We start from the raw sequence: 25191 nt of genomic DNA, 5'->3' as shown, positions 1-25191 counted from the left end.
CGGGAGAGTGCTGGGCCAGAACACGTTCCGCGCGTTTGACGTGTGCCGCGTCCACCAGCCGACCGTCGAGGCCGGTTGCGGGTCCTCGCCGGCGCGGAAGTGCGCCGTCGTCATGTCTGGTCCCTACGGGCGGGATGGGATGCCGCCTGGGGCTTCGGCGGCTGTGACTGCTGTGTGCTCGTCAGCGGGCTCTCCCTACGTTTCCGCGGCGGTGAAGGAAAGCAGGACCTTGCTGGAGCGTTCGGTTGCCGCAGCCTCGTGGAAGGCATGTTCGGCTTGGTCCAGGGGGAAGACGGCCGTGACGATGGGAGCGAACCGCTCGACGTTGCGGCTCATGGTCTCCAGGGCGGCCGGCATCTCGTGGTAGAAGCGGCTGGACCCCATGAGCGTCAGCTCGCGGGGAACGGCCAGGTGCAGTGGAACGCTGACCCCGCTGACCGGCAGGTGCCCGACGTTGACCATCACCCCGCCTCGGCGCAGCGCACGCAGCGCTGTCGCCAACCCATGAGGGGAGCCGGAAGACTCGATAGCGATGTCGGCCGTGGGGATGGTGTCCCCTGCGGCTGCATTGCCTCCCGCGACCTCTCCGTCGCGCGCAGCGACGGGCTTTGCGTCGGCGGCCTTCACGGTGCGGCCCCTTACGGAGACTTCGGCACGGACCACGTGCGTGGCCCCGGCCCGCAGAGCCACCGTCAGCGGACGGTCGTGAATGTCGGTCGTAGTGATCGTTGCGGCGCCGGAGGCGGCGGCCAGTGCGACGGCGAGCAGTCCGATGGGACCTGCGCCGATCACCAACACGTCGGCGCCCTCGACGGCGCGGCCCAGCGCTCGCACCCGGCGGAGGCCGTGCAGGGCGACGGAGGCGGGTTCGGCGAGGGCAGCGGTGCGCATGTCGAGCGCGTCGGGGATGGGAACGAGCCGGCGGGCGGGCAGTACCAGAAGTTCTGCGAATCCGCCGTCCGTATGCGGCGTGCGGGCCGCGCTGCCCAGGTAGCGCAGGTCCGCGCACAGGTGCTCGTCACCGCGCCGACAGTAAGTGCACGCGCCACACACTTGGGCGGGGTGTACCGCGACGCGGCTGCCGCGGGCCGGTCCCGTGCCGTCCGCGGCAGGCTCGGCGACGATCCCGACGACTTCGTGCCCGAGCACCATGGGAGCGCGCAGCACGGACTCGCCGACCTGTCCGTGCTGCCAGTAGTGCAGGTCGGATCCGCAGATGCCGCCATAGACGACGGCGACGACGGCGTCGCTCGGACGCGGCGCCGCAAAAGGCCGGACGCCGACCGTCAGCGGCAGCGGTCCCGTGGCGGTCGGAGGTGAGACGAGCAGTGCCCTGGCACCCATTCAGATCACCGCTGTCATGCCGCCGTCGACGTAGATCACTTGGCCGTTGACGAAGTCCGAAGCGGACGAGGCCAGCCAGACCGCCGGGCCGACCACGTCCTCGACGCGCCCCCAGCGCCGGGCCGGGGTGCGGGCGGCGATCCAGCGGGTGAACTCGGGGTCGGTGACCAGCGACGCGTTCAGTTCGGTGTCCAGATAGCCCGGTGCCAGCCCGTTGACCTGCACTCCCGAAGGAGCCCACTCGGCGCACATCGCCCGGGTCAGTCCGACCAGGCCGCTCTTGGCCGCCGCGTAAGGCGCGGTCGTGGTGCGCACCAGGTGGCTCTGTACCGAGCAGATGTTGATGATCTTGCCGCTGCCACGCGACAGCATTCGCCGCGCGACCGCTCGGCCGACGGTGAAGGCACCGGTGAGATGGACGTCGAGCACTCGCCGCCAGTCCTCGGCCGGCATCTCGATCAGCGGTCCGCGGATCTGGATACCGGCGTTGTTCACAACGATGTCAGGGCAGCCGCACTCGTCGGCGATCTCCTTGCACGCGGCTTCGGCGGCAGCGCTGTCGGTCACGTCGAAGACGCTGTACTGCACGTCGGCAGGAGGTCGATGCGGGTCGCGGGAGACGAGCTCGTCGCGCAGTGCCTGCGCGCTCGCCTTCAGCCGTACAGCGTCCCGCCCGTTGAGTACGACGCGCGCACCGGCCATGGCGTAGCCGCGGGCTATGGCGAGTCCGATGCCGCGGCCTGAGCCGGTGACCAGGGCCAGCCTGCCGGTCAGTTCGAAGGCCGGAAGTCCGGCGGTGGTCATCGCATGGGGCACGTCAAAGCTCCAGTGAGGATGCGGAAGCGGCCGGCGGAGCCGAAGTTGCCGGCTGCGAACCGAGGGCGGGCAGTGATCTTTGCGCCGGCGGTGCGCCATCCAGGACCTCGACGCCCGTCGCGCGTACCAGCGCGACCGACGCAGCCGCGGCAGCCTCGGGATCGCGCGCCGCAATGGCCAGGACGACCCGTTCGTGGCGTTCCAGCGAGTCCGCGGTGTCGTCGGTGAACAGCTGGCGGCGATCGGAGTATCGGGCGTGCAGCGTCGCCAGCAGGGTCTGCACAAGCTGGCTGAACACCGCGTTGGCCGCGCCCTCCAGCATCGTGCGGTGGAAGGCAGTGTCCGCCTCGACGAACGCGGCGCGGCTGCGGCGCTCGTAGGCCTCGCGCATCCGGGCCAGGGCGCCGTGCAGTCCCTCCACGAGCACCTGATCGCCCTGCCCGGCGGTGATCCTCGCCGCAGCGGGCTCCACCGCCTCGCGCAGTGCCATCAGCTCCCCGAGCTGGGCGTCCGCGTCAGGGCCGTCCGCACGCCAGTCGATGACCTGCGGGTCGAGCAGTGCCCAACCCGCCTGCGGCTGGATGGTGGTGCCCGCCTTGTGGCGCGGCCGGATCATGCCGAGGATCTCCAGCGCCCGCAGCGCCTCGCGGACCACTGAGCGGGAGACTTCGAACTCGGCGCCGATCTGCTCGGGTGAGATCACGCTGCCCACCGGCAAGTCGCCCCGGGCGATCCGCCGGCCGAGCGCGTCCATCAACTGTGCGTGCAGGCCGTTGGCCCGCGCTCCCGGTGATCCGAAGCTCTTCAACTGCCCCTCCTTGAGGCTCGTTTCGGCTGCCTGTGCCCTCGACGAAGGACGACGACGCTACTCCGTGCGTGCAGGAGGCTTGACCAGCGCTCGCTAATAGTCTGATTATACCGACTACATGGCAACTGGCGGGAGAGTCATGCAGATCACTGCAGTCGAGACGTTTCCGGTGGCGCCCCGATGGCTCTTCGTGAAGATCTCGACGGACGCAGGGTTCGACGGGTGGGGCGAGGCAACCTTGGAGGGCGACGCCGAGGCCGTCGGCGCCGCCCTGACCGCCCTCAGGCCGCAACTCCCGGGCGCCGATCCGCTGTACATCGAGAACCACTGGCAACGGCTCACCAAGGGCGGGTTCTACCGCGGAGGCCCTGTCCTCGCCTCGGCGGTCTCCGGCCTGGACCAGGCGCTGCGGGACATTGCGGGCAGGGCGTACGGCGTGCCCGTGCACGAACTGCTCGGTGGCCCGGTCCGCGACTCGGTGCGGGTCTACGGGTGGATCGGCGGCGACTGCCCCGCCGATCTCGGCACGGCGGCCCGCGCACCACGCGAAGCCGGCCTGAGCGCGGTGAAGATGAACGCCGGTGCGCGGCTGACGGCGCTGCCCAGCCGCTCCGACAGCGCTCAGGTGGTGGAGCGCGCGCGGCAGGTACGCGAAGCCCTCGGTGACGACCGGGACTTCGCCATCGACTTCGACGGCCGGGTCGCGGCGCCCGCCGCCGCCCGGCTGATCCGGCAGTTGGAGGACCGGCATCCGCTGTTCGTCGAGGAGCCCGTCGCCCCCGAGCACGAGCACGCCAACCTGCGGAGGCTGACGGAGCCGACGAGCACGACGATCGCCACCGGCGAACGGCTCTGCTCGCATGCGGAATTCCTGCCGGTGCTCGAAGCAGGGGTACGGGTGGCGCAGCCCGACATCGCGCACGCAGGAGGCATCTCCGAAGTGCGGCGTACCGCCGTCCTTGCCGAGACGTTCGGCGCCGTGCCGGCCCCGCATTGCACCCGTGCGCGCACCGGCCAGAGCCGATCGAGGCCCACCCCGACCGGGCATCCCCACCATCCGCCAAGCAGCACCGGAGGACTTCCCGCAGTGAGCAACCCCCAACGCGCCGCCGGCAACTCAGTGAGCAACCCCCAACGCGCCGCCGGCAACTCAAAGGACGTTCATGCCGTGACCAACGAACCTCCCGTGCCCCCAGGCTCCGAGCCCGCGATCGTGCGGATCGTGCTGGCCGGCTGCGGAGCGATCGGCTGGGAGGTGGCGAAGCGGGTGTACACGCAGCCGACCGACGGCCGCTACCGCCTCGTGGCAGCCGTCGACCCGCACGCCGACCGGGCCGACGCCGTCGGCACCCTGCTGGGCGTACCGGCCTTCGCCTCCCTCGCCGAAGTACTGGCCGCCGGAGTCGAGTTCGACGCCGTCGACCAGCGCCTGCCGCATCACCTGCATGTCGACGCCGCTTTGGAGGCATTGGCGGCCGGACGGCACGTATTGGTGGAGAAGCCCCTTGCTACATCGGTGGCCGACGCGGCGCGCATGGTCACTGCCGGCGAGAGCAGCGGGCTGGTGACGGCCGTCGCGGAGAACTACCCGCACCTGGCGGCAGTCAAGGCCGCCCGCCGCGCCATCGCGGCCGGGGAGGCCGGGGTGATTCGGGCGCTGCGCACCACCCGCGCCTACACGCTGGGCGGTGTCTGGGTCCGAGACGGCTGGAGGGCCGGCACCGGGCCGTCCTCCGGAATCATGCTGGACCAGGGCACCCACCACATGTCCCTGCTGCGCCAGCTCGGCGGAGAGATCACGGCGGTCGCCGCCCAGCACAGCACCGTGCCTGAGGATGCCGACGACGGTGCGGTGGAAACCGTCCTGCTCACTGCCCGGTTCGCCTCCGGGCTCGCCGGACACTCCGTCTACTCATGGGGCGCCGCCGCACTGGTCGAGGAGGCCGAAGCCACCGTCTTCGGCTCGAAGGCCCGCATCGACGTGCGTGTCAGCTACGAAGCCGACCTCGGCCACGCCCGAAGCTTCGGCGAAGGGTCCCCGCAGGGTGCTGCCATCAGCCCGCCGGAGAACTACTACGACAGCCACCGGCTCATGGTCGACGACTGGGTGGCAGCGATCATCGAGCAGCGTCGTCCGCTGGTGACCTTCACCGATGCCGCTGCCGACCTCGCGGCCGTCATCGCCGCGGCGACCTCCCTGCACCACGGCGGGGACTTCGTCGAAGTCGCCGAGATCGCCGAGGGCTGAGCCATGCGCACCATCGTCAGCCGGGTGGCCGGCGACCACCGTGCCGAACACGCCGAAGGGCCGTGCTGGGACCCGCGTCTGCAGAAGCTGCTGTGGGTCGACCAGTACGCCGGTCTGGTGCACCAGGCCATTTTCGACACCGACGCCGGCCGCCTGGGGGTCGAGCACAGCTTCCCGGTCGGCGCTCCCGTCGGGGCGGTGGTGCCCTCGATCGGACCGGCGGGTGGCTGGTTGCTGGCCGCCGGTTGCGGATTCGCCCATCTGTCCTGCGACGGCACGGTGACGTGGCTGGGGCAGCCTGAGGCCCATGCGGATCAGCGCATGCGGATGAACGACGGCAAAGCCGATCCGCGCGGAGCCCTGTGGGCGGGAAGCATGGCGTTCGGCAAGCAGCCCGGCGTCGGCTCGCTGTATCGGCTGGACCCCGACGGCAGCATCACCGTGGCCCGCACGCACACCACCATCTCCAACGGCCTGGCCTTCTCTCCGGACGGGGACCGGCTGTACTTCATCGACACGCCCACTCAGCGCGTCGACCGCTTTCACGTGGCCGCCGACGGTCGTCTGACCGGTCAGGCCACGGCTGTCACCATCGCCCCCTCCCTCGGCCATCCCGACGGTATGTGCATTGACGCCGAGGGCTGCCTGTGGGTGGCGCTGTGGGGCGGCTCCGCAGTCCATCGCTACACACCGGCCGGCACATTGCTGGCCATTGTCGAAGTCGACGCCCCGCAGGTCTCCAGCTGCACCTTCGGCGGCCCCGACCTGGACACCCTGTTCATCACCACCTCCGCCGAAGACATGAGCGGCGCCCAGCGGGCCCGGCACGAGCACTCCGGCAAGGTCTTCTGCGCCGAGGTGGGAGTGAAGGGACTGCCCGCCGACGCCTACGCCCCCACGCCGTAAACGGCCCACGGCGCGGCCGCCGGTCAACTCCCTCGAACACCTCCCCCCCCACACGAATGCGAGCCGATGATGTCTCCTTCGAACCTTTCACGCAGGCAGGCCCTCGCCGCTGCCGGCGCCACACTGCTGGCCAGCGGCATCACGCTGGCGACATCTCCCTCGGCCCAAGCCGAGACGGGCTACAGCCCTACCGTGTACTACAAGATCAAGAACGTCGCGTCCGGTCGGCTGCTGTCCGTGCTCGGTGGTGGCGTCAGCAACGGCGACAACGCAATCCTTTACGACGACGTGGATGCGACGGACCAGTTCTGGTACCTCCAGGACTCGGAGCAGGGCTACACGAAGTTCATCAACGTGCGCAGCGGCCGCGCACTGTCGTTGGACCAAGGGGCGACGGCGAATGGCACTGTGGTCCACCTGTGGCAGTACCTGACCGGCCACCCCGATCAGGACTGGCTGGTAGCGCCAGGCACCACGACGGACAGCGTGTCGATCACGAACAGGAAGCGGGCCGGCGCCGCGCTCTCAACGGTGACCGCCGGCACGGCGAACAACACCCTCGTGCAGGTCTGGGACAACGTCGGCGCCTCGGACCAGGCATGGCAGATCATCCCGGTGCAGACGTTCGACCCGAGCGTGCTCCACCAGATCATCAACAAGAACAGCGGCTCTTCGCTGTCCGTACTGGGCGCGGGTACCACGGACAACTCCCCGGCCATCGTCTTCACGGACATCACCGCACCGGACCAGTACTGGAAGATCCAGGACATCGGCGGCGGCTACCACCACCTGGTGAACAACAAGAGCGGCAGGATCCTGTCCTTGACAGGAGGCGGTACAGGCAACGGCACGATCGCCATGATCTACGACGACGTCAGTGCCTCCGACCAGGCGTGGACGATCACCGCCCAGCCGAACGGCTACTACAAGCTCGTCAACCAGCGCCGCACCACAGGGGTGCTCTCCGTTGTGGGCGCGGGAACCGCGAACAGCACACAGGCCCAGATCTGGGACGACGTCAGCGCGAACGACCAGTACTGGACGATCGTCCCGGTGAGTAACTCGATCAGCGTGAATGCGGTCAACAACCAGGCCGTGAATTCGACGCAGATGACCGGCGTCGGGATGGAGGACGTCAACCACGAGATCTACGGCGGCCTCTACAGCCAGATGGTGTTCGGGGAAAGCTTCGCAGAACCGCAGAGCGACACCGGGATCAGCGGTATGTGGCGCCAGGCGGTCTCGGGTCAGGCAAGCGGATCGTTCGTACTGGACAAGACCAATCCATTCAAGGGTTCGCAAAGCCAGCAGATCACCTTCACGGGCGGCGCCGGCTCGATAGGCGTCAACAACATGGGCCTGAACCGATGGGGAACGAACTGGCAAGCAGGCAAATCCTACGACGGTTACGCCTACATGCGAAGCACCCGCCCGGTCACCGTACAGGTGGCCGCAGAAAGCAGTACCGGCACCGTCTACGGACAGCAGTCGCTGACCGTGAACGGCACGGGGTGGACCAAGTACGCGTTCACCTTCACCCCGAACACGACGGACACCTCCGGCCGGTTCACGATCAAGCTGACCCGCCCAGGAACCGTGAACATCGGGTACGTGTACCTCGAGCCAGGCACCTGGGGACGGTTTGCCGGTTTGCCGGTCCGGCTCGACATCGTGAACGCGATGCAGACGCAGCACAACACCGTCCTGCGCTACGGCGGATCCAGCACGGACCCAGGCGTCTTCGGTCCCGGAACATGGGCCAACTACAAGTGGAAGAACATGGTCGGTCCGCGAGAGAACCGACCCGACTACACCGGATGGTGGTACACGTACGAAACGAACGGCTGGGGCATCCCCGACTTCCTCAACCTCGCCGAAGCCATGGGCATCAACGCGATCCCCAGCTTCAACTCGTACGAGACGCCCCAGGACATGGCCGACTTCGTCGACTACCTCGAAGGCTCCACCAGCACCATCTGGGGTGCCAAGCGCGCAGCCGACGGGCACCCGGCCCCCTACACGTTCCGGCAGATCGAATTCGGCAACGAGGAACTCGTCGACGCCGACTACGCCACCCGCTTCAACAATGCCGCGAACGCGATCTGGGCCAAGGACGCGTCGATCATCGTGACGGTCGCCGACGTGGGGTACGGCAACGTCATCACGGATCCTGACCACGTGACCGGCGCGGCCAGCGGCCTCGGCTCCCTGTCGGCCTACCGCTCGATCCTCAGCAACGCGGCCGCCAACAACGCACAGATCGCCATCGACCTGCACATCAGCGACGACGCTCCCGAGCCGGTACAGCAGTCGATTGATGCACTGAAGAGCTTCGACCACTGGATCCACCAGTACAACCAGGATGCCGTTTACCACATCAACGTTTTCGAACTCAACGCCGGGCAGCACAACATGGAACGCGCCCTGGCGAACGCAAAAGCGATCTCGCTACTGCAGCAGTACGGTTCCCGGGTCACCGTGGTCTCATCGGCGAACGCTCTGCAGCCGGATGGACAGAACGACAACGGCTGGGACCAGGGCCTGGTGTTCTTCGACAACCACCGTAGCTGGCTCCAGCCGCCCGGGTACGTCACCAAGATGTTCTCTGACAGCAACCTTGGAACGGTCGTGCACGTCGAGACGAACCGGAACCTGTCAACGTGATCAAGGCAGGTAGTTCGATCTATTGCTGGGCCGGGATCGTTTGATCGTGGTGTCGGAGGTCGGCCGGTTTGTTGATCCAGGCAGCCTCGGGAAGTTTTGGGGGCTCGGGTGGTCTGCGGACGAACCGCTCGGGGTGTTGTTGATAGGCGCTCGCGAGGACGTCGGCGCGCATCTCGCGGAGCTGGTCGGCGAGACCGAAGTGCACGTCGTAGGGAGCGTGCATCGCTATCCCCGAGTGTCGGTGGGTGAGGTTGTACCAGTCGAAGAAGCCGGTGCACCAGGTGCGGGCGTCCTCGATGCAGCCGAACCGGTCAGGGAAATCGTGCCGATATTTTAGGGTTTTGTACTGACTTTCCGAGTACGGGTTGTCATTCGACGTCTTCGGTCTCGAGTGAGACTTGGTGACACCCATATTGCTGAGCATCTGCGCGACGTTGTGGGCGATCATCGGCGATCCCCGGTCGGAGTGGATCGTCAACTTCCCCCGTTCAACGGGGTACTTGGAGATAGTGGAGGACAGAAACTGCTCGGCGAGCTCCTTGTTCTCGGATGCGGCGATCATCCAGCCGACGGTGTAGCGGCTGTAGATATCAATGATCGTGTAGAGGCAGAAATAGCTGCCCGGATACGGGCCCTTCAGCTTGGTGATGTCCCACGACCACACCCGGTTCGGCGCGGTCGCGATCAACTCGGGCTTCTTGCGCGGCGGATGGACGGCCTGGCGCCGACGCTCACGGACCTCGCCGTGCCGGCGCAGGATCCGGTACATCGTCGCCTCCGCACACAGGTAGGTGCCCCGGTCCAGCAACACCGCGTAGATCTCGGCCGGTGCCATGTCGACGAACTCCCCCGACCGCAACACCGCCAACACCTCCGCTTCCTCGGCCTCGCTCAGGGCCCGCGGATCGCGCTTACGCTCCCGGGTCGGCTTCACCGGCGGCGGGGACGTGCGGTGGTGGCGATACCAGGTCGCCCGGCTCATGCCGAGCGCGGCGCACGCCTTCACCCGGCCGACCAGGTGGGACAGCTTGTCCAGGGCAGCCGCGCGGGCCGCCTCGAAGGCCGACCCGCCCAGGTCGCCGGCCACCTCAGCGGCCGCCGCTTCCACCGGGGTCACGTGTTCTCGCCGTTGTTCGTCGTGGCGCTGTCCGTGGCGAACTGGTCGAGCAGCGCGGAGAGTTTTGACTGCACCTCGATGACGGTGCGGGCCTTGCCCAACTCGGCTTGCAGCTTGGCATTTTCGGTCTCGAGCCGGGCGATCTCCTTGTCCCGCGGATCGGCCTTCGGCCGACCCGCCGGCGCGGCCAACGCCTCCTTTGCACCCTTGTCCCGCTGCTGGCGCCAGGTTGTGATCAGTGACGAGTACAGGCCCTCGCGCCGCAGCAAGGCACCCTTGGCCTGCTTGTCGAGCCCCTCATACTCGGCCAAGATCTTTGCCTTGTACGCCGCCGAGTACCGGCGATGACCCGCCGAGCGGGGTGTCACCTGCGGATCCGAGGTCCCGTGGTCGTTGGTACTGGCCACCAAGCACTTCTCCTTCTCCACCCTCGGCTCAATGAATCATCCAGTATGCCTGACTCGACCTACGTTGCCAGAGAGGGCAGCGCCCGAGATCCCCGCGGGGTGCGCAGCCGTCGCCGGTGGGCGGCCAGCAGTCGTGAAAGGTGGTCCACGACGTGGCGCGGGACGTCGAGCGTGGCAACATAGGTGACCAACGTGAAGCCTCTGGCGGTTCGGACGAGTTCTTGTGGTGAGACCTGTCCTACCAGGGGCTTTACGTCTGCCCACGACCAGGATGGGTTCGTCCGATCCGCCCAAGGGCGAGCGGTTCACAACGTTTCGCGAAGATCATTTCGCTGAGAAAACCTCAGTCGCGGCCCCTGTCGCGGGGTTTGCCCACTGACGGTGCCGCGGTGAGGCCATTGCCGCGATGCCGCGAGGGCCTTGACTTCGAACCCGCTCTGGAACCTCTTGAGGCGTCTCAGCGCCTCCCCTCGCGTCCGCCGGCTCCAGCATGCGTACACAAAATCGAGTGAATGAAAATCTGAAGTATGTTGACGACGCTAACAGGTTATCGTCATCCTTGTTGCAGTAACGGCGTCTGCCGCCTGCATACGCGGGGCCTTCATCTGCCGCGCCCACCTCAAGGAGCACTTGCGATGACCGAGGAACCTCAGCCCGCCCAGGACTCCTTGCCAGACCTGCTGCTGAGCCGCCTTCCCGACTCGGGCCTCACGCCCGCCGCGCAGGAACTGCTCCGTGAACTGCTGCCCGATACCCAGCCCAGGGGCACCGGGCGCGCCGGGCCGGTGTACCTACGGTCCGTCACGGCCACCGGTTGGCGGGGTATCGGGCCTGCCACGACCCTCGAGCTGCGCCCCGAACCCGGCCTCACCGTCATCGCCGGCCGGAACGGATCGGGCAAGTCGAGCTTCGCGGAAGCCGCCGAGATGGCGCTGACGGGGGACAACTTCCGCTGGCAGGGACGTACGCAGGTCTGGAGGCAGGGGTGGCGCAACCTGCACCATGGCGTGGAGCCGCAAGTGTCGGTCGACCTCGCCTTCGGTGACCGCGGCGCCCCCGCAACGGTCCGCCGTGCCTGGCACGGTGAGCAACTGGCCGACTCTGTCACCGTCGTGGAGACGGCTGCTGCGTCCGCTGAGCTGAACGACGTCATCAATCCGGAGGAGCTGTCGCTCTACCGACCGTTCCTTCCGTACAGCGAACTCGGCGCGCTGATCAACGGCCCACTCAGCGCACTGCACGACGCGCTCTCCGAGATCCTCGGCTTGGAATTCCTCAGCGACACCGACGCCAACGCCCGAGAGCTCGCCAAGTCCTTGAGCGGCACCGTCAAGGCGACGGCCGACCTCACGGCGACCGTGCTCCGGGAGCTTGCGGAGCTGAACGACCCCCGCGCCGCCGAGGTGGTGGCGGCGCTTGCCGGACGCCGTCCCGACCTCGACCGCGTACGGGCGCTGCTGAAGGGGCACACCGTCGCCGACGATAGCGCGCTGGCCCGGCTGCGGCGCCTCGCTGCTCTGGAGGCCCCCGACCGCCAGGCAGTGACGGCAGCTGTCAAGCGCCTTCGCATAGCGGCGGCCGAGGCGGAGGACGCGCGTCACAGCTCCGCTGAAGACGCCCGCAGACTGATCGGGCTCCTGGAAGAGGCTCTGTTGCACCGCCGCCGGCACCCGGAGAACGCCGACTGCCCCGTGTGCGGCACGCAGGGACGCCTCGATCAGAAGTGGGCGGAGAGCGCCAGGGCGCAGGTGGAGCGGCTCGAGCACGAGTCAGCCGAAGCGCTGTCCGCACGCGGGGAGCTGGCCGCCGCGCTACGTGACATCCACGATCTCATCCACCGCGTGCCCGCCTGGGTCCAGGCCGACGAGCCGGCGATCGCCGCAATCTGGCGTGACTGGGCCGCTTGCCGCACGATTCAGGACCCCCGCGAGCTGGCGGACCGTGCCGAGCGGGCCGAGGCCGTGCTCGGTGACGCCTGCCTCCAAACGCGCGAGGACGCCGCGCTGCGCCTGGCCGAGCAGGACGGCCGCTGGCAGTCCATGGCTGGGCGGGTCGCCGAGTGGCTGCGGCACGCGGAGGCCTCCTACGCCGCGGATGACCGGAGCAAACTGGTCAAGGCCGCCCGCGCCTGGCTCAGGAAAGTCACCGACGAGCTGCGTGACGCCCGTCTGAAGCCCTTCGCCGACCAGTCGCAGACCGTGTGGAAGCTGCTGTGCGAGCGCAGCAGTGTCACCCTTGGCTCCATCAGCCTGGCCGGGGCCTCGAATCAGCGCAGGGTTGTCCTCGACGTCGCGGTCGACGCCATCGACGCGCCCGCGTTCAGCGTCATGAGCCAGGGCGAGTTGCACTCGCTCGCGCTGTCCCTCTTCATGCCGCGGGCGACGCACCCGTCCAGCCCGTTCAACTTCCTGGTCATCGACGACCCGGTGCAGTCCATGGACCCGGAGAAGGTGGAGGGGTTGGCGAAGGTCCTGGACCTCTACGCGCGCCACCGTCAGGTCGTGGTCTTCACCCACGACACGCGCCTGGAGGAGGCCATTCGCCGGCTCGGTATCACGGCGACGATCAAGCGGGTCTCCCGGCAGACCGACTCGGTTGTGCACCTCGTGCCGGTCAGCGACCCGGTCAGCCAGGCGCTGGACGAGGCGCGAGCTATCGCCTTGGACGTCAACCTGCCGCAGGACGTGGCAGACCGGGTGCTCCCGGCGATGTGTCGCGTGGCGCTGGAAGCGGCGTTCCTGGAGGCCGCCCGCAAGTCTCTCCGAGCGGCCGGTGTCGGCCGGCATGCAGCGCAGGAGAAGATCGCGAAGGCGGGGCCCCTGACCGCGCTCGCCGCGATCGCCCTGTCGATGGAGCGTGGCGCGGTGCTCGACGCCCTTGCCGCCGAACACGGGCCTTGGGCGAAGGTGCTGATCAGGCAGTGCAACGAGGCATCGCATCAGGCGGCCGTGCACGTCGGCGACCGCAAGGAGCTGGTCCGGCGCGCCGAGCGGCTCGCGAAGGCGGTGCAGGCACGATGAGCCTTCCCACCAGCGGCCTCCTCGCCGCCGCCGACGAACTGCTCAATCCGCCGCCGGATGTCGTTCACACCCTGGCACCAGGCTTGCGGGCCCGTGCCGCCGCCGTCCTGCTCCGGCTGGCACTGGACGAGACCCTGGACGGCTTCTGGAGTGGAATCACCACGAACATGTCCCGCAACGGCCGGACCAGGATGCTCAGCCTGCAGTGGTACGTCAGACCGTCCGTCGCCCGGCAGTGGTACACGGTCTGGTCGTCCCTCAGCGCCGCCTGCCATCACCACACGTACGAACTGCCGCCCACACCCGCGGAGGTGCGGGGCTGGCACCAGGACGTGACCGAGCTGCTGAACGTTCTGCCGTCCGCCAGGCTGTGAACCTCATTGCCGCAGATAGTGTCGGCACCTGCCGGCGACGAGAAGCCCGTAGACACCAGGCCGAGGAGCACGAGTGAGTGACGAGCACGGCGGGCTTCCCGAGCCCTTGGAGTACCCGGAGTTCCTGCTGCGCCTTCCCAGCGGAGGTCCCCTGGCCAGGGGGCGCCTCCTGGCGGAGAAAGGCACCAACGGCAGCCAGAAGTTCGTCGTCCTCGCGCATTCGCCGGCCCGGCCCGGCGTGGTGCCCTCGTTTCCCCTGCGCATGCCGTCCTCTCACCGGCTGCGGCAGCAGCTGATCGAGGAGGGCGCGATCCGGGAGTCGGCGACCTGGCAGGGCTGGCTGGAGACTGTCCGGGACATCGAGTGCAACTCGCCGTCGGCAGCAGCCGAGATTTTGGTCGGGCGCAGCGCCAACGGATGGGTGGAGTGGAAGACCGCCGACGGGCACCCACTCGCCGACTTCCTCAATCACATGGGGTGGGGGCCCAGCCGAGCCTGGCTGGTGCGCGGGTCCAATGTCTCCGGCCTCGACCTGGTCCAGCGGTTGTGGCTTGCCGAACAGCGGGTCACGCTCGCCGCCTCCCGGCTTCGGCAGGGCGTCGAGCAGGGGGTGAGCAAGGACCGGCTCCGCTCCCTGATCGAGGAGGATTACTCCTCGGCGGCCACCTATAACCAGAAACTCGAACTGGTCGAGGCCGTGCACGCCTTCCTGTCCCGGATGAAGCCCGGTGACACGGTGTGCACCATCTCCGGCGGGCGGCTGTACGTCGGAGAGGTCACTGGCTCCGCCGAGCAGATCGGGTCTGACGGCGGGCGGTCCAATCTGCGCCGGCCGGTCGAGTGGCAGGCCCAGGGATTCGCCTACGACGTGCTTCCCGAGGAGCTGCAGCAGAAACTCTCCGTCCAGCACGACGTGGTGGACCTGACCGTCGTCAAGCCCCTGCTCGACGGCCTCGGCCTGTCCGACGCCGAACTGGCCGCTGAGGCCGAGGCCGCAGCCGACGAGGGCGCCGTGAGTGCCGAGATCGCTGCCATCACCGAACGCCGCCGCGAGCTCGAACTACCCGAGCCGGACGAAGCCCTGGCGGCCGAGCTCCTGGTGCACGACGCGGCGTGGCTGCGCGAGCTGCGTGATCTGCTCTGGGACGAGCGGCAGCTCGTGCTGTACGGGCCGCCGGGCACCGGCAAGACCTATCTCGCGCTCGAACTCGCCCAGTTCCTCGGCGGCGGGCCCGAGCAGGTCAAGCTGGTGCAGTTCCACCCCTCGTACGCCTACGAGGACTTCTTCGAGGGGTTCCGCCCGAAGGAGGACCCGGACACCCGAGAGGTCGCCTTCCGGCTGACCGCAGGTCCGCTGCGGGAGTTGGCCGACCTCGCCTCCCGCGAGGGCAACCGGCACATCCCGCACTTCCTCATCATCGACGAGATCAACAGGGCCAACCTGGCGAAAGTCTTCGGCGAGCTGTACTTCCTGCTGGAGTACCGCAACAAGTCGGTGCGGCTGACGTACTCGGGTGACGACTTCGCACTGCCGCCGAACCTGTTCGTCATCGGCACGATGAACACCGCCGACCGGTCCATCGCACTGGTGGACGCCGCGATGAGGCGCCGATTCGCGTTCGTCGAGCTGTCCCCGCGCACCGAGCCGACCAGCGGACTGCTGAGGCGGTGGCTGGATGCCCAGGAACGGGACAGCGAGCCGGCGGACCTGCTGGACGCGCTCAACTCCCGCATCGAGGATGCGGACTTCCGTATAGGCCCCTCATACCTGATGAAGAAGGGCGTCTACCGGGAAGGCGGTCTCGAGCGCACCTGGCGCACGAAGATCCTGCCGCTGCTGGAAGAGCACCACTACGGGGAGGGCGTGGACATCGAGAAGCGGTACGGGCTCGCAGCGCTCAGGGAATCCCTTTCGTGACGACCCCGGCCGTCATCGAGCTGGTCGAGCACGCCCCGGCCGTCAGCCGTCCGCTCCCGGACCCGGTCGGCCGGGCGCTCGCCGCCACACGCATCATCGACGCCGCCCCTGATCCGTACGCACCAGGGAAGTGGGTGCTCCGGGCGGGCAGCAAGGTCGGTGCCGTGACCCTGGACGTGCCGGGGGGCGGCCCCGTCACCCTGCGGATCATTCCCAAGGTGCCCATCGCCCGACTGTTCTTCCTGCTCGGCTACAGTCGCGACCCGCGAGGCTGGCGCGACGGACAGGTGGAGGTCGCCGAGCACCGCGACCTGCAGCCTGCCCTGGCATACGCGGTGGAGAGGCAGGTGGACCGGGCGCTGCGGCAAGGGCCCCTGCAGGGATACCGGGCTGTGGAGGACACCTCCATCGTCGTACGGGGCCGGATCCGTGAGGCTGAGCAGATCCGGCGCCGCTTCGGCGCGAGGCTGCCGGTCGAGATCGCGTATGACGAGTTCACCACCGATATCGCGGAGAATCGCATCCTGGGTGCCGCTGTCGACCGGCTGCTGCGGCTGCCCGGGGTGCCCCGCGACGTACGCCGCCGTCTGCTGCACCAGCGAGTCCGCCTCGCCGGCATCACCCCGCTGGTGCGCGGTCAGGCGCTCCCCACCTGGCGTCCCACGCGCCTCAATTCCCGCTACCACCACGCCCTCCACCTCGCTCGCGTCGTGCTGGAGGATTCCTCGGCCGAGCACGCCGCGGGCGGGCTGCGTATCGACGGGTTCTTGTTCAACATGAACAAGCTCTTCGAGGACTTCGTGACGGTCGCCCTGCGCGAGGCGTATCGGGGTACGGACCGCAGCTGCCGCCTCCAGGACTCGCACCACTTGGACGAGGCGTTCGCGATCCGGTTGAAGCCCGACTTCGTGCTGTACGGGCCGGAGCGCATCCCGCAGGCCGTGGTCGACGCCAAGTACAAGGCCGAGAAGCCCGACGGCTACCCCGACGCCGACCTCTATCAGATGCTCGCCTACTGCACCGCCCTCGGCTTGCCGGAGGGCCACCTCGTCTACGCGAAGGGCAATGCCCCGCACACCGCACACCGGGTCCGGCACGCGGGTATCGTCATCCACCAGCACGCGCTGGACCTGGACCAAGCTCCGGCGGAACTGCTGGGTGAAGTCCGCTCCCTCGCCTACCGCATAGCAGCTGACCTGCGCATATGATCGCTCATGGGATATCCGTCAGGGGGTAGGGGCTCATGCCGCAGCTGGCGTTCGCGAATAGCTTCTGGGAGAGCTACGACGTACTGGACAAGCCCGTCAAGGCCGGTGTCCGCAAGGCGATGGCCAAGTTCCAAAAGCTCACTGTCGCCGAACTCCACGCGGACAAAGGCTTGCACCTGGAGTCCGTGGACAAGGCCCGTGACCCGCGGATGCGGACGATCCGGATCAACGACTTCTGGCGCGGAGTCGTGCTCGCTCCCGATGACGGCAGTGACGTCTTCCTGCTGATCAATGTGGTGCCGCACGATGACGCGTACACCTGGGCGGCCAAGCGGCTCTACACCGTGAACACGGCAACGCGCGCCCTGGAGGTCCGCAACGTCGTCGCCATCGAGCAGCTGACCCCGGCCCTGGAGAAGGCCGCGGCCGCCGCGCCGGCGCTGCTGCTGGCGAAGTACTCCGACACGGTGCTGAAGGAACTCGGCATCGACGACCAGGTGCTGAGGGCGGTGCGGACCGTCGTCGACAAGCCGCAGCTGGAGGCGTTCGGAACCCTGCTGCCGGAGGACCAGTTCGAGGTCCTGCAGTACTTGGCCGAAGGGTTCAGCCCGGAAGAGGTGTACCGGGATGTCGTCGCCGAGCGGCGGCCCGCCGACGCCACACCTGAGCCCGTGCAGGACCTGGCGTCTGCCATCACCAACACCGCCAGCCGTATCACCCTGGTCACCGGCCCCGACGAGCTGACCGACATCCTGGACAAGCCCTTCGCCGCCTGGCGAGTCTTCCTGCACCCCTCGCAGCGCCGCGTCGCCTACCGGGTCTCGTACGGCGGACCGGTACAGGTCACCGGCGGCCCCGGAACGGGCAAGACGGTCGTGGCCCTGCACCGCGTCAAGCACCTGCTGTCCCGCTCGCCCGCCGGCCGCGTCCTGCTCACCACCTACACCAACGCCCTCGCGGCCGCACTGCGAGAGAACCTTGCGCTGCTCCTCGACGGCGACGAGGAGCAGCTCGCCCGCGTGGACGTGACGACCGTGAACGCGTACGCGCACCGGACCGTCACCGAGCTCGGCGGCCGGGCGCCCTCTCCGATCGGTGACCGGGAGGAGCGCCAGATATGGCAACAGGTCCGCAAACGCCTGGACCTCCCATGGACCGAGCAGTTCCTGGCGCAGGAATACCGGCACGTGGTGCTCGCCCACGACCTGCGCACCCTCGACGACTACCTGGCCGCCGCCCGGCCTGGACGCGGCACACCCCTGTCGGCGACGCGAAGGAAGCTGCTGTGGCCGGCCGTCGAGATGTTCACAACCAAGCTGAGGGCGCGCGGCTCGCTCACGCATCTCCAGGTGTGTGCCGAGGCCGCCAGGCTGCTCGTCGCAGCCAAGGCGCAATACGACCACGTGGTGGTCGACGAGGCCCAGGACCTCCACCCAGCGCAGTGGCGGGTCCTGCGGGCGGCCGTCGCGCCCGGCCCGGACGACCTGTTCATCACGGGCGATCCGCACCAGCGCATCTACGACTCGCGGGTGTCGCTGGGCTCGCTCGGGATCTCCGTCAAAGGCCGCACCAGCCGGCTGCGCATCAACTACCGCAGCACCGAGGAGATCCTCGCCTGGTCCACCGGCATCCTCGGCCCCGTCCCCGTCGAGGACCTGGGGGGAGAGGGGAACGACAGCCTGGCCGGCTACCGGTCCCTGCTGCACGGCCGCAAGCCGCACATCGGCGGCTACGGCTCCGAGCAGGCGGAGGTCGCTGCCCTCGTGGAGCGGGTCCAGGACTGGATCGCCCAGGGGATCCGTCCAGCCGAGATCGGTGTCTGCACGCGCTTCAACGTGCTGCTCGACAGGTGCCACGACAAGCTGGTCGGCGCCGGGGTGCCCGTCGTGCGCGTCAAGGACAACCTGGGGCCGGATACGGATGGCGTGCGGCTGGCCACCATGCACGCCATGAAGGGCCTTGAGTTCCGGGCCGGGGCCGTCCTCGGGGTGACCGCGACCGTCGTGCCGTTCGCCCGCGAGATCACTCCGGTCGAGGTGGACGGGCTGCAGCATGAGACGGACCTGCTGCGCGAGCGGTGTCTGCTATTCGTCGCGTGCACCCGCGCCCGGGAGGCGCTGGCTGTCTCGTGGAGCGGGACGGCGAGCGGGTTCCTGCCCGTGCACGGGTGAGCGGGGGAGTCACGCACCCTCGAGGGCCGGGTCTAGGGCACCGTTCGTGAGGCCTTCGTGGGCGAGGGCGGTGGCCTGTCCGCTGAGCTTGGCGAGCTGCCGGGTACGCTCCTCGAACTCCTGCAGCGCGCGGAACGCAGCGCCGTAGCGACGCTGATCCTCAATGCCCATCTGAGGAATGCGGGAACCACGGGCGTCGACGCGGAAGGCGCCGCTGGTGCTGGTGGAGCGGCGCTTGTTGGCGGGGCTGAGGAGGAAGCCGTGAAGGTAGTCGGTGTCGAGTTGGTCGCTAGCTGAGGCAGGATCGCCGTCGGTGTACTCGACGAGCCCGGCTCGGGCGAGATCGGCGACGCTGACGGACGCGTTGTCGAGGGTGCCGGGGCCGCTGCCGGGTGCGAGGTGGGGTAGCAGGGCGTCCAGGGCGTGGAGTTGGTCCTGCAGCTGGCTGCGGAGGTTCGCGTATTCGGTCAGGTAGTCGCGGTGGGTTCCACGGACGTGGGTGCCGGGGGTGAGGTCGACCGTGTCGTTCAGAAGGTCGATGAGAGGGACGTCGACAGTCTGGTCGGGTTCGGGGTCGAGAGGGCCGTCCGGGGAGTTCGCGGTGAGATCCACCATCCGGACGGCCTGTGCGCCGTCCGGGTTGGGGCGCAGGAGGAACCAGAGGTGCACGGGGAGGGAGTGGGCTGTGGCCGTGCCGGGCGGGAGGGCGACGACCTGGGTGAGGATGCCACGGCGGACGAGTTCCGCGCGGATACGGCGGCCGGCCTTGCGGTAGGCGACGGACGCGGGCATCACCATGATGGTCCTGCCCCCGGGAGCTGTGTGGGCGTAGGCGTGCTGGAGCCAGGCGAGTTCGCCCTCGGCGCGTGACGGAGTACCGAGTTCCCAGCGGGCGTCGAGGAGGAGGTCTTCACGGCCCCAGTCGGGGGAGGCGACCGGCGGGTCGCAGACGACGAGGTCCGCTTGGAGGTCGGGCCACTGGTCGTCGCGCAGCGAGTCGCCGGCCCGGATGTCGCTGGGGACACGGCCGGTGAGGGTGGCGCGGATCTGGGCGAACTCGGCCATCGCCGGGTCGACTTCCTGGCCGTGGCGGGTGGGGCCGGATGCTGGGCCGAGGGACAGGAGAAGGCTGCCGATCCCGCAAGCCGGGTCCACGATGCTCGCGCTGTTCGGTACGGTGCCAGCGAAGTGCCGCACAGCCTGGACGATCCGGGGGGAGGTGACCTGATCGGAGCCGGCCCGGCGGGTGGAGTCCAAGAAGCGCTCGGCGAGAGCAGCGATCAGCTCGGTTTTCGATGTGTTCTCGGCGACCTCCACCGTCTGCCGGCTGATCTCGGGCGCGAGACCTGGCGGTGGGGTGCCGTCCGACAGGAGCCTGGCGACCGCGGCGAGCCCCCGGATGAGGTCGTCCCCGTACGCGCCGCGCAGCGACTGCCAGAGTCTGACTTCGTCGGATACGTCCTGTCCCTTGCGCTGCTTGGCGAGCCAGGCACGCACCTCGGTAAGGCGGAAGAGAGGACTGGTCGTCCCGCCCCCGGCAGGCGCAGGAAAGTCGTCGTAGCGGCGCCGCCAGTTGGAGACCGCGGCACGGGTCACTCCGGCCAGCCGGGCGATCTCGGCACCGGTGATCAGCGGATCAGAGGTGGAACGAGCGTCGTCCTTCATGCCGTCACCGTACACGGCGAAATGACAGTCCTCAATGAGGATCTTGTGTTGGCGACGTACACATGCAGCGCATTGTGCGCGATCCGCGTGTACTGCTCTGCCTACGTTGCTGTTGCTCGCCTGTGGCTGCCGCGGTCGGCTTCGATTGCCGCGACCAGGGCGAGGTTGAGTTTCGCGGCGGCCTGGTACTGGCAGGGATGACGGGGTGGGTGACGTCGATGCTGGGCCTGACCTGCGGCCAGGCCCAGGCCCCGTCCCTCTTCGGCGGTTACCAAGTCGCACACCTCCAGCAGAGTCGGTACTGGTCGCTGGGGGAGAGGGCGTCGGGATCATTCTGGTGGGCCGTTATGTCCGCGTGGGCGTCGGTGAAGGACGCGGCGGCTGGTCGCCGGCTGTGGGCTGGCGCTGGAGGGCGATCCAGCGCCTCGGGATCCCTCACAGGGATCAGATGCCCGTAGGGGGACGTGCAGGCCCCTACGCCGCTGTGGTAACGCACGTGGCCGGGAGTCACGTCGTTGGCCAGCTTCCGCCGATCCAGTACAGGGCGGTGTCCAAGTCACGGCATGTCCAGCCCTCCGCCTGATGGCCGCCCTGTTCGAGGAGCTGCTCCAGGAGGCTCATGTAGCGGCCGTACCGTCCAGGCGTAGCGGTGAGGGTCAGGTCCAAAGAGTCCAGAGCTTGCTGCACCCGGCGGTCGTAGACTGCCATCCGTGCCGGTGCCGCTGCTGTCAGGACCGCCGATGCCAATGCATCGCCTTTGTGAAACCCCGGCAGATCAACCAGGGCAGCTCGTCCCGCCCCAGCTGCCTGACCACGGGAGGTTTCAGTGCCACGTACCGCCCGAACCGCTTCGGCAGTGGCCATTCGGACCGCCACGTCGGGCAGCGACATAAGATCCGTAACCCACCGTGTCCGAGCCGACAGCCGCTTCCACACCATCAGCGCGGCGATGTCGGCCTTGCCGAGACAGCCCGCCACCTCCACGCGGCCTGCGACCTCCCAGAACACCTCGTCGTAGTGCGGTGAGACCTCGGACCTGTAGGACGCCCGTGCTGCGGCAAGCACGTCCCACACGCGACTGGCACTCATCGCCGAGTCCACCTTGTCTGTCAGCTCCATCTCATGCCGATCGCGGTCAGTTCCTCGACCCGTTCGGATGCGAGATTGCTCTTGCGTGTCCGGGAGTTGGCGATGAACACGCCGAGTGCGTGTTCGGTACCGCCGATGTTCTCGATGTGCGATCGGGGTACGTTCAGGTGTCCTTCGCGTTGCGCGTATTGGCGTGCGGCTGTGAGGTTGTCGGCCCACATCTCGGCTCGGCTGCGCCGGGGCACAGGTGTCCGAACAGCAGCCGGCTCCGGTTCGTCGAGCGGGCCGAGGCCGAGGATCTCGGTGAGCAGCCATTGCTGCGGAGGAGTCAGCGTGTCCCACTCGGCGCGCTGGATGCGGGCCCAGCGGCCGATGTCTTCGCCCTGGACGATGAGCAGGCCGTCCTCCTCGGGCAGGAACCCGTCACCTGCGAGGTGGGCGCGGGCGAGGTGGAAGCAGCGTTGCCAGGCGATTGGCCACACGGGGCACCATGCCGGGTCGATATCGTCCAGCTTTCGACGCCGTTCTGCACTCAGGGCACCTGCTACCGCACCATCCACCCGTTCCTCCTTTTGGGAGGGGGCGGGGCGCCGGGCGGCGGCGCGCTGGTTCTTGAGCCAGATGCCGAGCGGGTAGCCCTGCCAGGTGGCTTCGGTGGGGGGCAGAAGGTGCCCGTGCTCGGCGGCCCACCCGCACGCCGCGGCCAGTCCTTCGTCGAAGGCCACCGCGTGGTGGGACCAGATCATCGAGAACTCGTCGAGCTGCCGCACTCTTTCCTCGGCGAGGTCCCCGCGCTGGTGCGCGTGCCGCTGCCGGCCGATCCATGCCCCGAGAGGGAATCCATCGGGCGCCGTGTGCCCGATGGGAACGCTCAGGTGCCCATGGTCTTCGTAGTAGGCAAGTGCGGCCTGCAGCCCGCGGCGCCAGTATTCGCCTTCAGGCTTGAGGACCCGCGCGGAGATGAACGCCGCCAGTCTCACCGGATCCCGCGGTGTGGAGAAGGCCAGCAGCCCTTGAGCCGGCCCGCTGACCCCTCCTTCACCGTCCGCCGCCATCGCGGTTCCACCGGCGGACGGACGACCGGGAGCCTGAGGGACAGCGAGCTGCTCAACGGCCTCGGTGTCGTGCGCGCGCAGCGCGGTCAACACCTTGGCCAGGTCGGCATAGGCCCTGGAGACAAGCATCTCGTCCGGTTCCTCACCCGGCCCGAGGAACACCGGCACGACCAGGGACGCTGTCTTGCCCTCCCCAGGCCGCATCCGCAGCGCCCGCCCCACGGCCTGAACGACATCGGGCGTCGACCCCCGGACATCGGCGAAGACGACAGCATCGCAGTTCTTGGTATCGACGCCCTCGCCGAGCACACGCGCCGACGACAGCACACAGCACTCCATCACCGTCTCGTCCACAATCCCCGTCGAGAACTCCTCAAGCACCTGGCGCCGGTGCACCGTCTTATGCTCCCCGCACAACCAGTCGGCCCACACCAGCCCCGGCTCCGCATATACCTCCTGATCGCTCTCCCACAGCGCCTTCGCAACCCGACCCAGCCCGCTTGCGAAAGCCTCCGCTTCGCTGGTGCGATGGTGAAAGGTCAAGATCCTGCGCAGCCGGTGTTCCGCTCCGGTCTTCAGTACAGCCGTCTGCAGCGCCGCCAGCCGCACTCCGCGCACCGCATCCGTCCGGGCTTGCTCACCGACCAGCTGCGCGGCTTGGACCTGGGGGTCGGCGATGTCCACACAGACCACTTGGTACTGCGCGATCAGGCCCCGCTCGATCGCCTGCGACATCGTCAGCCGGTACACCACCGGCCCGAACACCGCCTCATCGTCCATCGACGCCACCAACCGAGCAGGACCACGCCCCCCACCATCCGCAGCCTCTTCCGCCGACACCTCCCACAACCGCGGAGTCGCCGTCATATACAGACGTCGCACCGCTGGCACCCGGCTATTGTCATGAACAGCCGCCCACGGCTTACCCAGCGCACCCGACGTCCGATGTGCCTCATCCACCACCACCAGATCCCACCGGCCGACCCCGGTCGTATGCGCCCGCTCCACAACCCCGAGCCCCACCGCCGCATACGTGGCGAACACCGTGCACCGATCCGCATCCCTGAGCCACCCGGCCAACTGGGCCGCATCAGTCGAGCACGGAACCCCCAGCCCGGCGCCCTCCCGCTGCGAGCACACGCCGAACATCCGCCCGCCACGGCCGCCCGCCCGCCACATGTCCAGCATCTGCCCCAGCAGATCAAGAGTGGGCACCAACACCAGCACCCGCCGGGCGCGCAACCGCCGTGCCACCTCGACCGCGATAAGGCTCTTGCCCGTTCCCGTGGCAGCGATGACCTGAGCGCGCAGCCCGCCCTCCGAGAGCACAGGACTCGCCGACTGAGCCAGTGCGCGCACTACCGCGTCCACCGCCTCGACCTGATGAGGACGAGGCCGCTGCCTAGCCATACGATCCGCCCTGCCTCTCTTCGCCCCTCGGGGGCAGTAGGCCCTCAGAGAGAAATCTATCCCGCACCATTATGATGCAGGCTTCTCATCTTCGAACGACCTTGGCCCTCCGGGAACACTCTCATCACGGTTGCAGAAGCCGCCCGGGACCCGCACCGGAACCAGGGCATACTCACACTCAAGAGGCCGACCATGGGATACTGCACGACTTCCCCCGGGCTGTGTCCAACAACGAGTGAGCCACCGTCAGAATGGGGGGGGGCAGGAGAGTCCTGCTGGCCCCCAGGCTCTTCCACCCCCAGCTTCGTCAGCCGCGAACGAATCGCACTCGGCTGACGCGAAAACCGTCGAGCAAGAGCCTCGACACCATGCCCCGAGGAATGAAGCTCGACGAGCAGCTGCTCATCCTCCTGCGTCCAGCGCTGGTACGCATTGCCGTGACGCTTCCTGACCTCGTCCACTGAGTACGCACGAGTGGCTGCCGAAGGAGCACTCGATGCCAGTTCCACCGCGCGCACCGCACTCCAAGGGAAGGTGGCCACCTCAACCCCGCGCAGCCAGAAGGTAACTGTGCCCTCGTCAAACGTCAGAACATCCGCTTCCACCGTCAGGACCTTGCGCATGACGTCCGGGTCCTTCGGGTCGAGCACGAAGTCATGCAGCTGTAAACGAACCTGAGGCTGAGACACATCAGTCACAACGACCACCATGCCCCACCAGACACCCGGCCAAGCGCCTACTAGCCAGCTCGGCCGCAACGCGGCCGATAGGCAGGGGAGCGAAGCGGACCTGCCAGGGCTCCGCAACGCGGAGCCCACCGCCGGCTTGCCGGCGGCACTTCGGGGGCCGCAACGCGGCCCCGTTTGTGGGCTGTTGGAGCGAAGCGGAGACAGCCCGGCGCGGCTTGCCGCGCCCCGATCCGCAACGCGGATCGGTGTGCCCCGCAACGCGGGGCACTCACTCCCAGCGCG

The 25191-nt window shown here is 68.4% G+C and carries 17 protein-coding genes; 8 read left to right on the top strand and 9 right to left on the bottom strand.

What is annotated here, in order from left to right; genetic code table 11:
• Positions 1-195: 195 nt before the first annotated feature.
• From OG370_RS00085 to OG370_RS00075, 3 genes are read right to left on the bottom strand one after another with little or no spacing between them, the layout of a single operon-like run.
• Positions 196-1344, bottom strand: coding sequence for an alcohol dehydrogenase catalytic domain-containing protein (locus OG370_RS00085; protein WP_328459259.1), 1149 nt, complete (start codon positions 1342-1344; stop codon positions 196-198).
• Positions 1345-2148 carry an SDR family oxidoreductase gene (locus tag OG370_RS00080; RefSeq protein WP_328473685.1) on the bottom strand — a complete coding sequence of 268 codons (804 nt, stop codon included), beginning with the start codon at positions 2146-2148 and terminating at the stop codon, positions 1345-1347. It abuts the gene before it with no gap.
• A gap of 13 nt (positions 2149-2161) precedes the next feature.
• Positions 2162-2968, bottom strand: a complete 807-nt coding sequence (locus OG370_RS00075) for a FadR/GntR family transcriptional regulator (protein WP_328459258.1) — start codon at positions 2966-2968, stop codon at positions 2162-2164.
• 139 nt (positions 2969-3107) lie between these two features.
• On the opposite strand from OG370_RS00075, the gene dgoD reads away from it, so the two are divergent.
• The 3 genes from dgoD (at position 3108) to OG370_RS00060 (ending at position 8786) form a co-directional block, all read left to right on the top strand.
• Complete coding sequence (dgoD, locus tag OG370_RS00070; RefSeq protein WP_328459257.1) at positions 3108-5216, top strand: galactonate dehydratase; 2109 nt, start codon at positions 3108-3110, stop codon at positions 5214-5216.
• Positions 5217-5240: 24 nt separating this feature from the next.
• Positions 5241-6122 carry an SMP-30/gluconolactonase/LRE family protein gene (locus OG370_RS00065; protein WP_328459256.1) on the top strand — a complete coding sequence of 294 codons (882 nt, stop codon included), beginning with the start codon at positions 5241-5243 and terminating at the stop codon, positions 6120-6122.
• Between the two features lie 192 nt (positions 6123-6314).
• Entirely contained in the window at positions 6315-8786 is a 2472-nt protein-coding gene (locus OG370_RS00060) for an RICIN domain-containing protein (RefSeq protein WP_328459255.1), read from the top strand.
• A gap of 19 nt (positions 8787-8805) precedes the next feature.
• Here the strand turns inward: OG370_RS00060 and OG370_RS00055 are convergent, their stop codons facing one another.
• Positions 8806-9894 (bottom strand): IS3 family transposase, encoded by a 1089-nt coding sequence (locus OG370_RS00055; RefSeq protein WP_328459254.1) that lies wholly within the window; start codon positions 9892-9894, stop codon positions 8806-8808.
• 5 nt (positions 9895-9899) lie between these two features.
• The gene (locus OG370_RS00050; RefSeq protein ID WP_328459253.1) at positions 9900-10310 is read right to left on the bottom strand and encodes a transposase; all 411 of its coding nucleotides are present in this window, start codon (positions 10308-10310) and stop codon (positions 9900-9902) included.
• 635 nt (positions 10311-10945) lie between these two features.
• On the opposite strand from OG370_RS00050, the gene OG370_RS00045 reads away from it, so the two are divergent.
• From OG370_RS00045 to OG370_RS00025, 5 genes are all read left to right on the top strand, one after another.
• Positions 10946-13330: an AAA family ATPase gene (locus OG370_RS00045; RefSeq protein ID WP_328459252.1), complete on the top strand. Its 2385-nt coding sequence runs from the start codon at positions 10946-10948 to the stop codon at positions 13328-13330.
• Positions 13327-13704: a hypothetical protein gene (locus tag OG370_RS00040; protein ID WP_328459251.1), complete on the top strand. Its 378-nt coding sequence runs from the start codon at positions 13327-13329 to the stop codon at positions 13702-13704. Before OG370_RS00045 ends, OG370_RS00040 begins: the two co-directional genes overlap by 4 nt.
• A 73-nt stretch (positions 13705-13777) precedes the next feature.
• Entirely contained in the window at positions 13778-15622 is a 1845-nt protein-coding gene (locus tag OG370_RS00035; protein WP_328459250.1) for a DUF4357 domain-containing protein, read from the top strand.
• Positions 15619-16830: an McrC family protein gene (locus OG370_RS00030; RefSeq protein ID WP_328459249.1), complete on the top strand. Its 1212-nt coding sequence runs from the start codon at positions 15619-15621 to the stop codon at positions 16828-16830. The genes OG370_RS00035 and OG370_RS00030 overlap by 4 nt, the downstream gene beginning before the upstream one ends.
• Positions 16831-16865: 35 nt before the next feature.
• Positions 16866-19001 (top strand): UvrD-helicase domain-containing protein, encoded by a 2136-nt coding sequence (locus tag OG370_RS00025; protein ID WP_328459248.1) that lies wholly within the window; start codon positions 16866-16868, stop codon positions 18999-19001.
• 9 nt (positions 19002-19010) lie between these two features.
• On the opposite strand, the gene OG370_RS00020 is transcribed toward OG370_RS00025, so the two are convergent.
• The 4 genes from OG370_RS00020 to OG370_RS00005 all read right to left on the bottom strand — a co-directional run bounded on the left by OG370_RS00020 (position 19011) and on the right by OG370_RS00005 (position 24918).
• Complete coding sequence (locus OG370_RS00020; RefSeq protein WP_328459247.1) at positions 19011-20666, bottom strand: N-6 DNA methylase; 1656 nt, start codon at positions 20664-20666, stop codon at positions 19011-19013.
• 507 nt (positions 20667-21173) lie between these two features.
• Positions 21174-21785: a hypothetical protein gene (locus OG370_RS00015; RefSeq protein ID WP_328459246.1), complete on the bottom strand. Its 612-nt coding sequence runs from the start codon at positions 21783-21785 to the stop codon at positions 21174-21176.
• The gene (locus OG370_RS00010) at positions 21776-24220 is read right to left on the bottom strand and encodes a DEAD/DEAH box helicase (RefSeq protein WP_328459245.1); all 2445 of its coding nucleotides are present in this window, start codon (positions 24218-24220) and stop codon (positions 21776-21778) included. The genes OG370_RS00015 and OG370_RS00010 overlap by 10 nt, the downstream gene beginning before the upstream one ends.
• 56 nt (positions 24221-24276) lie before the next feature.
• Positions 24277-24918, bottom strand: coding sequence for a hypothetical protein (locus tag OG370_RS00005; RefSeq protein WP_328459244.1), 642 nt, complete (start codon positions 24916-24918; stop codon positions 24277-24279).
• Positions 24919-25191: the final 273 nt, after the last annotated feature.

The sequence above is a fragment of the Streptomyces sp. NBC_00448 genome (genome assembly GCF_036014115.1).
Taxonomy (GTDB): Bacteria; Actinomycetota; Actinomycetes; order Streptomycetales; family Streptomycetaceae; genus Actinacidiphila.
This window is presented reverse-complemented; position numbering and strand designations above follow the sequence as displayed.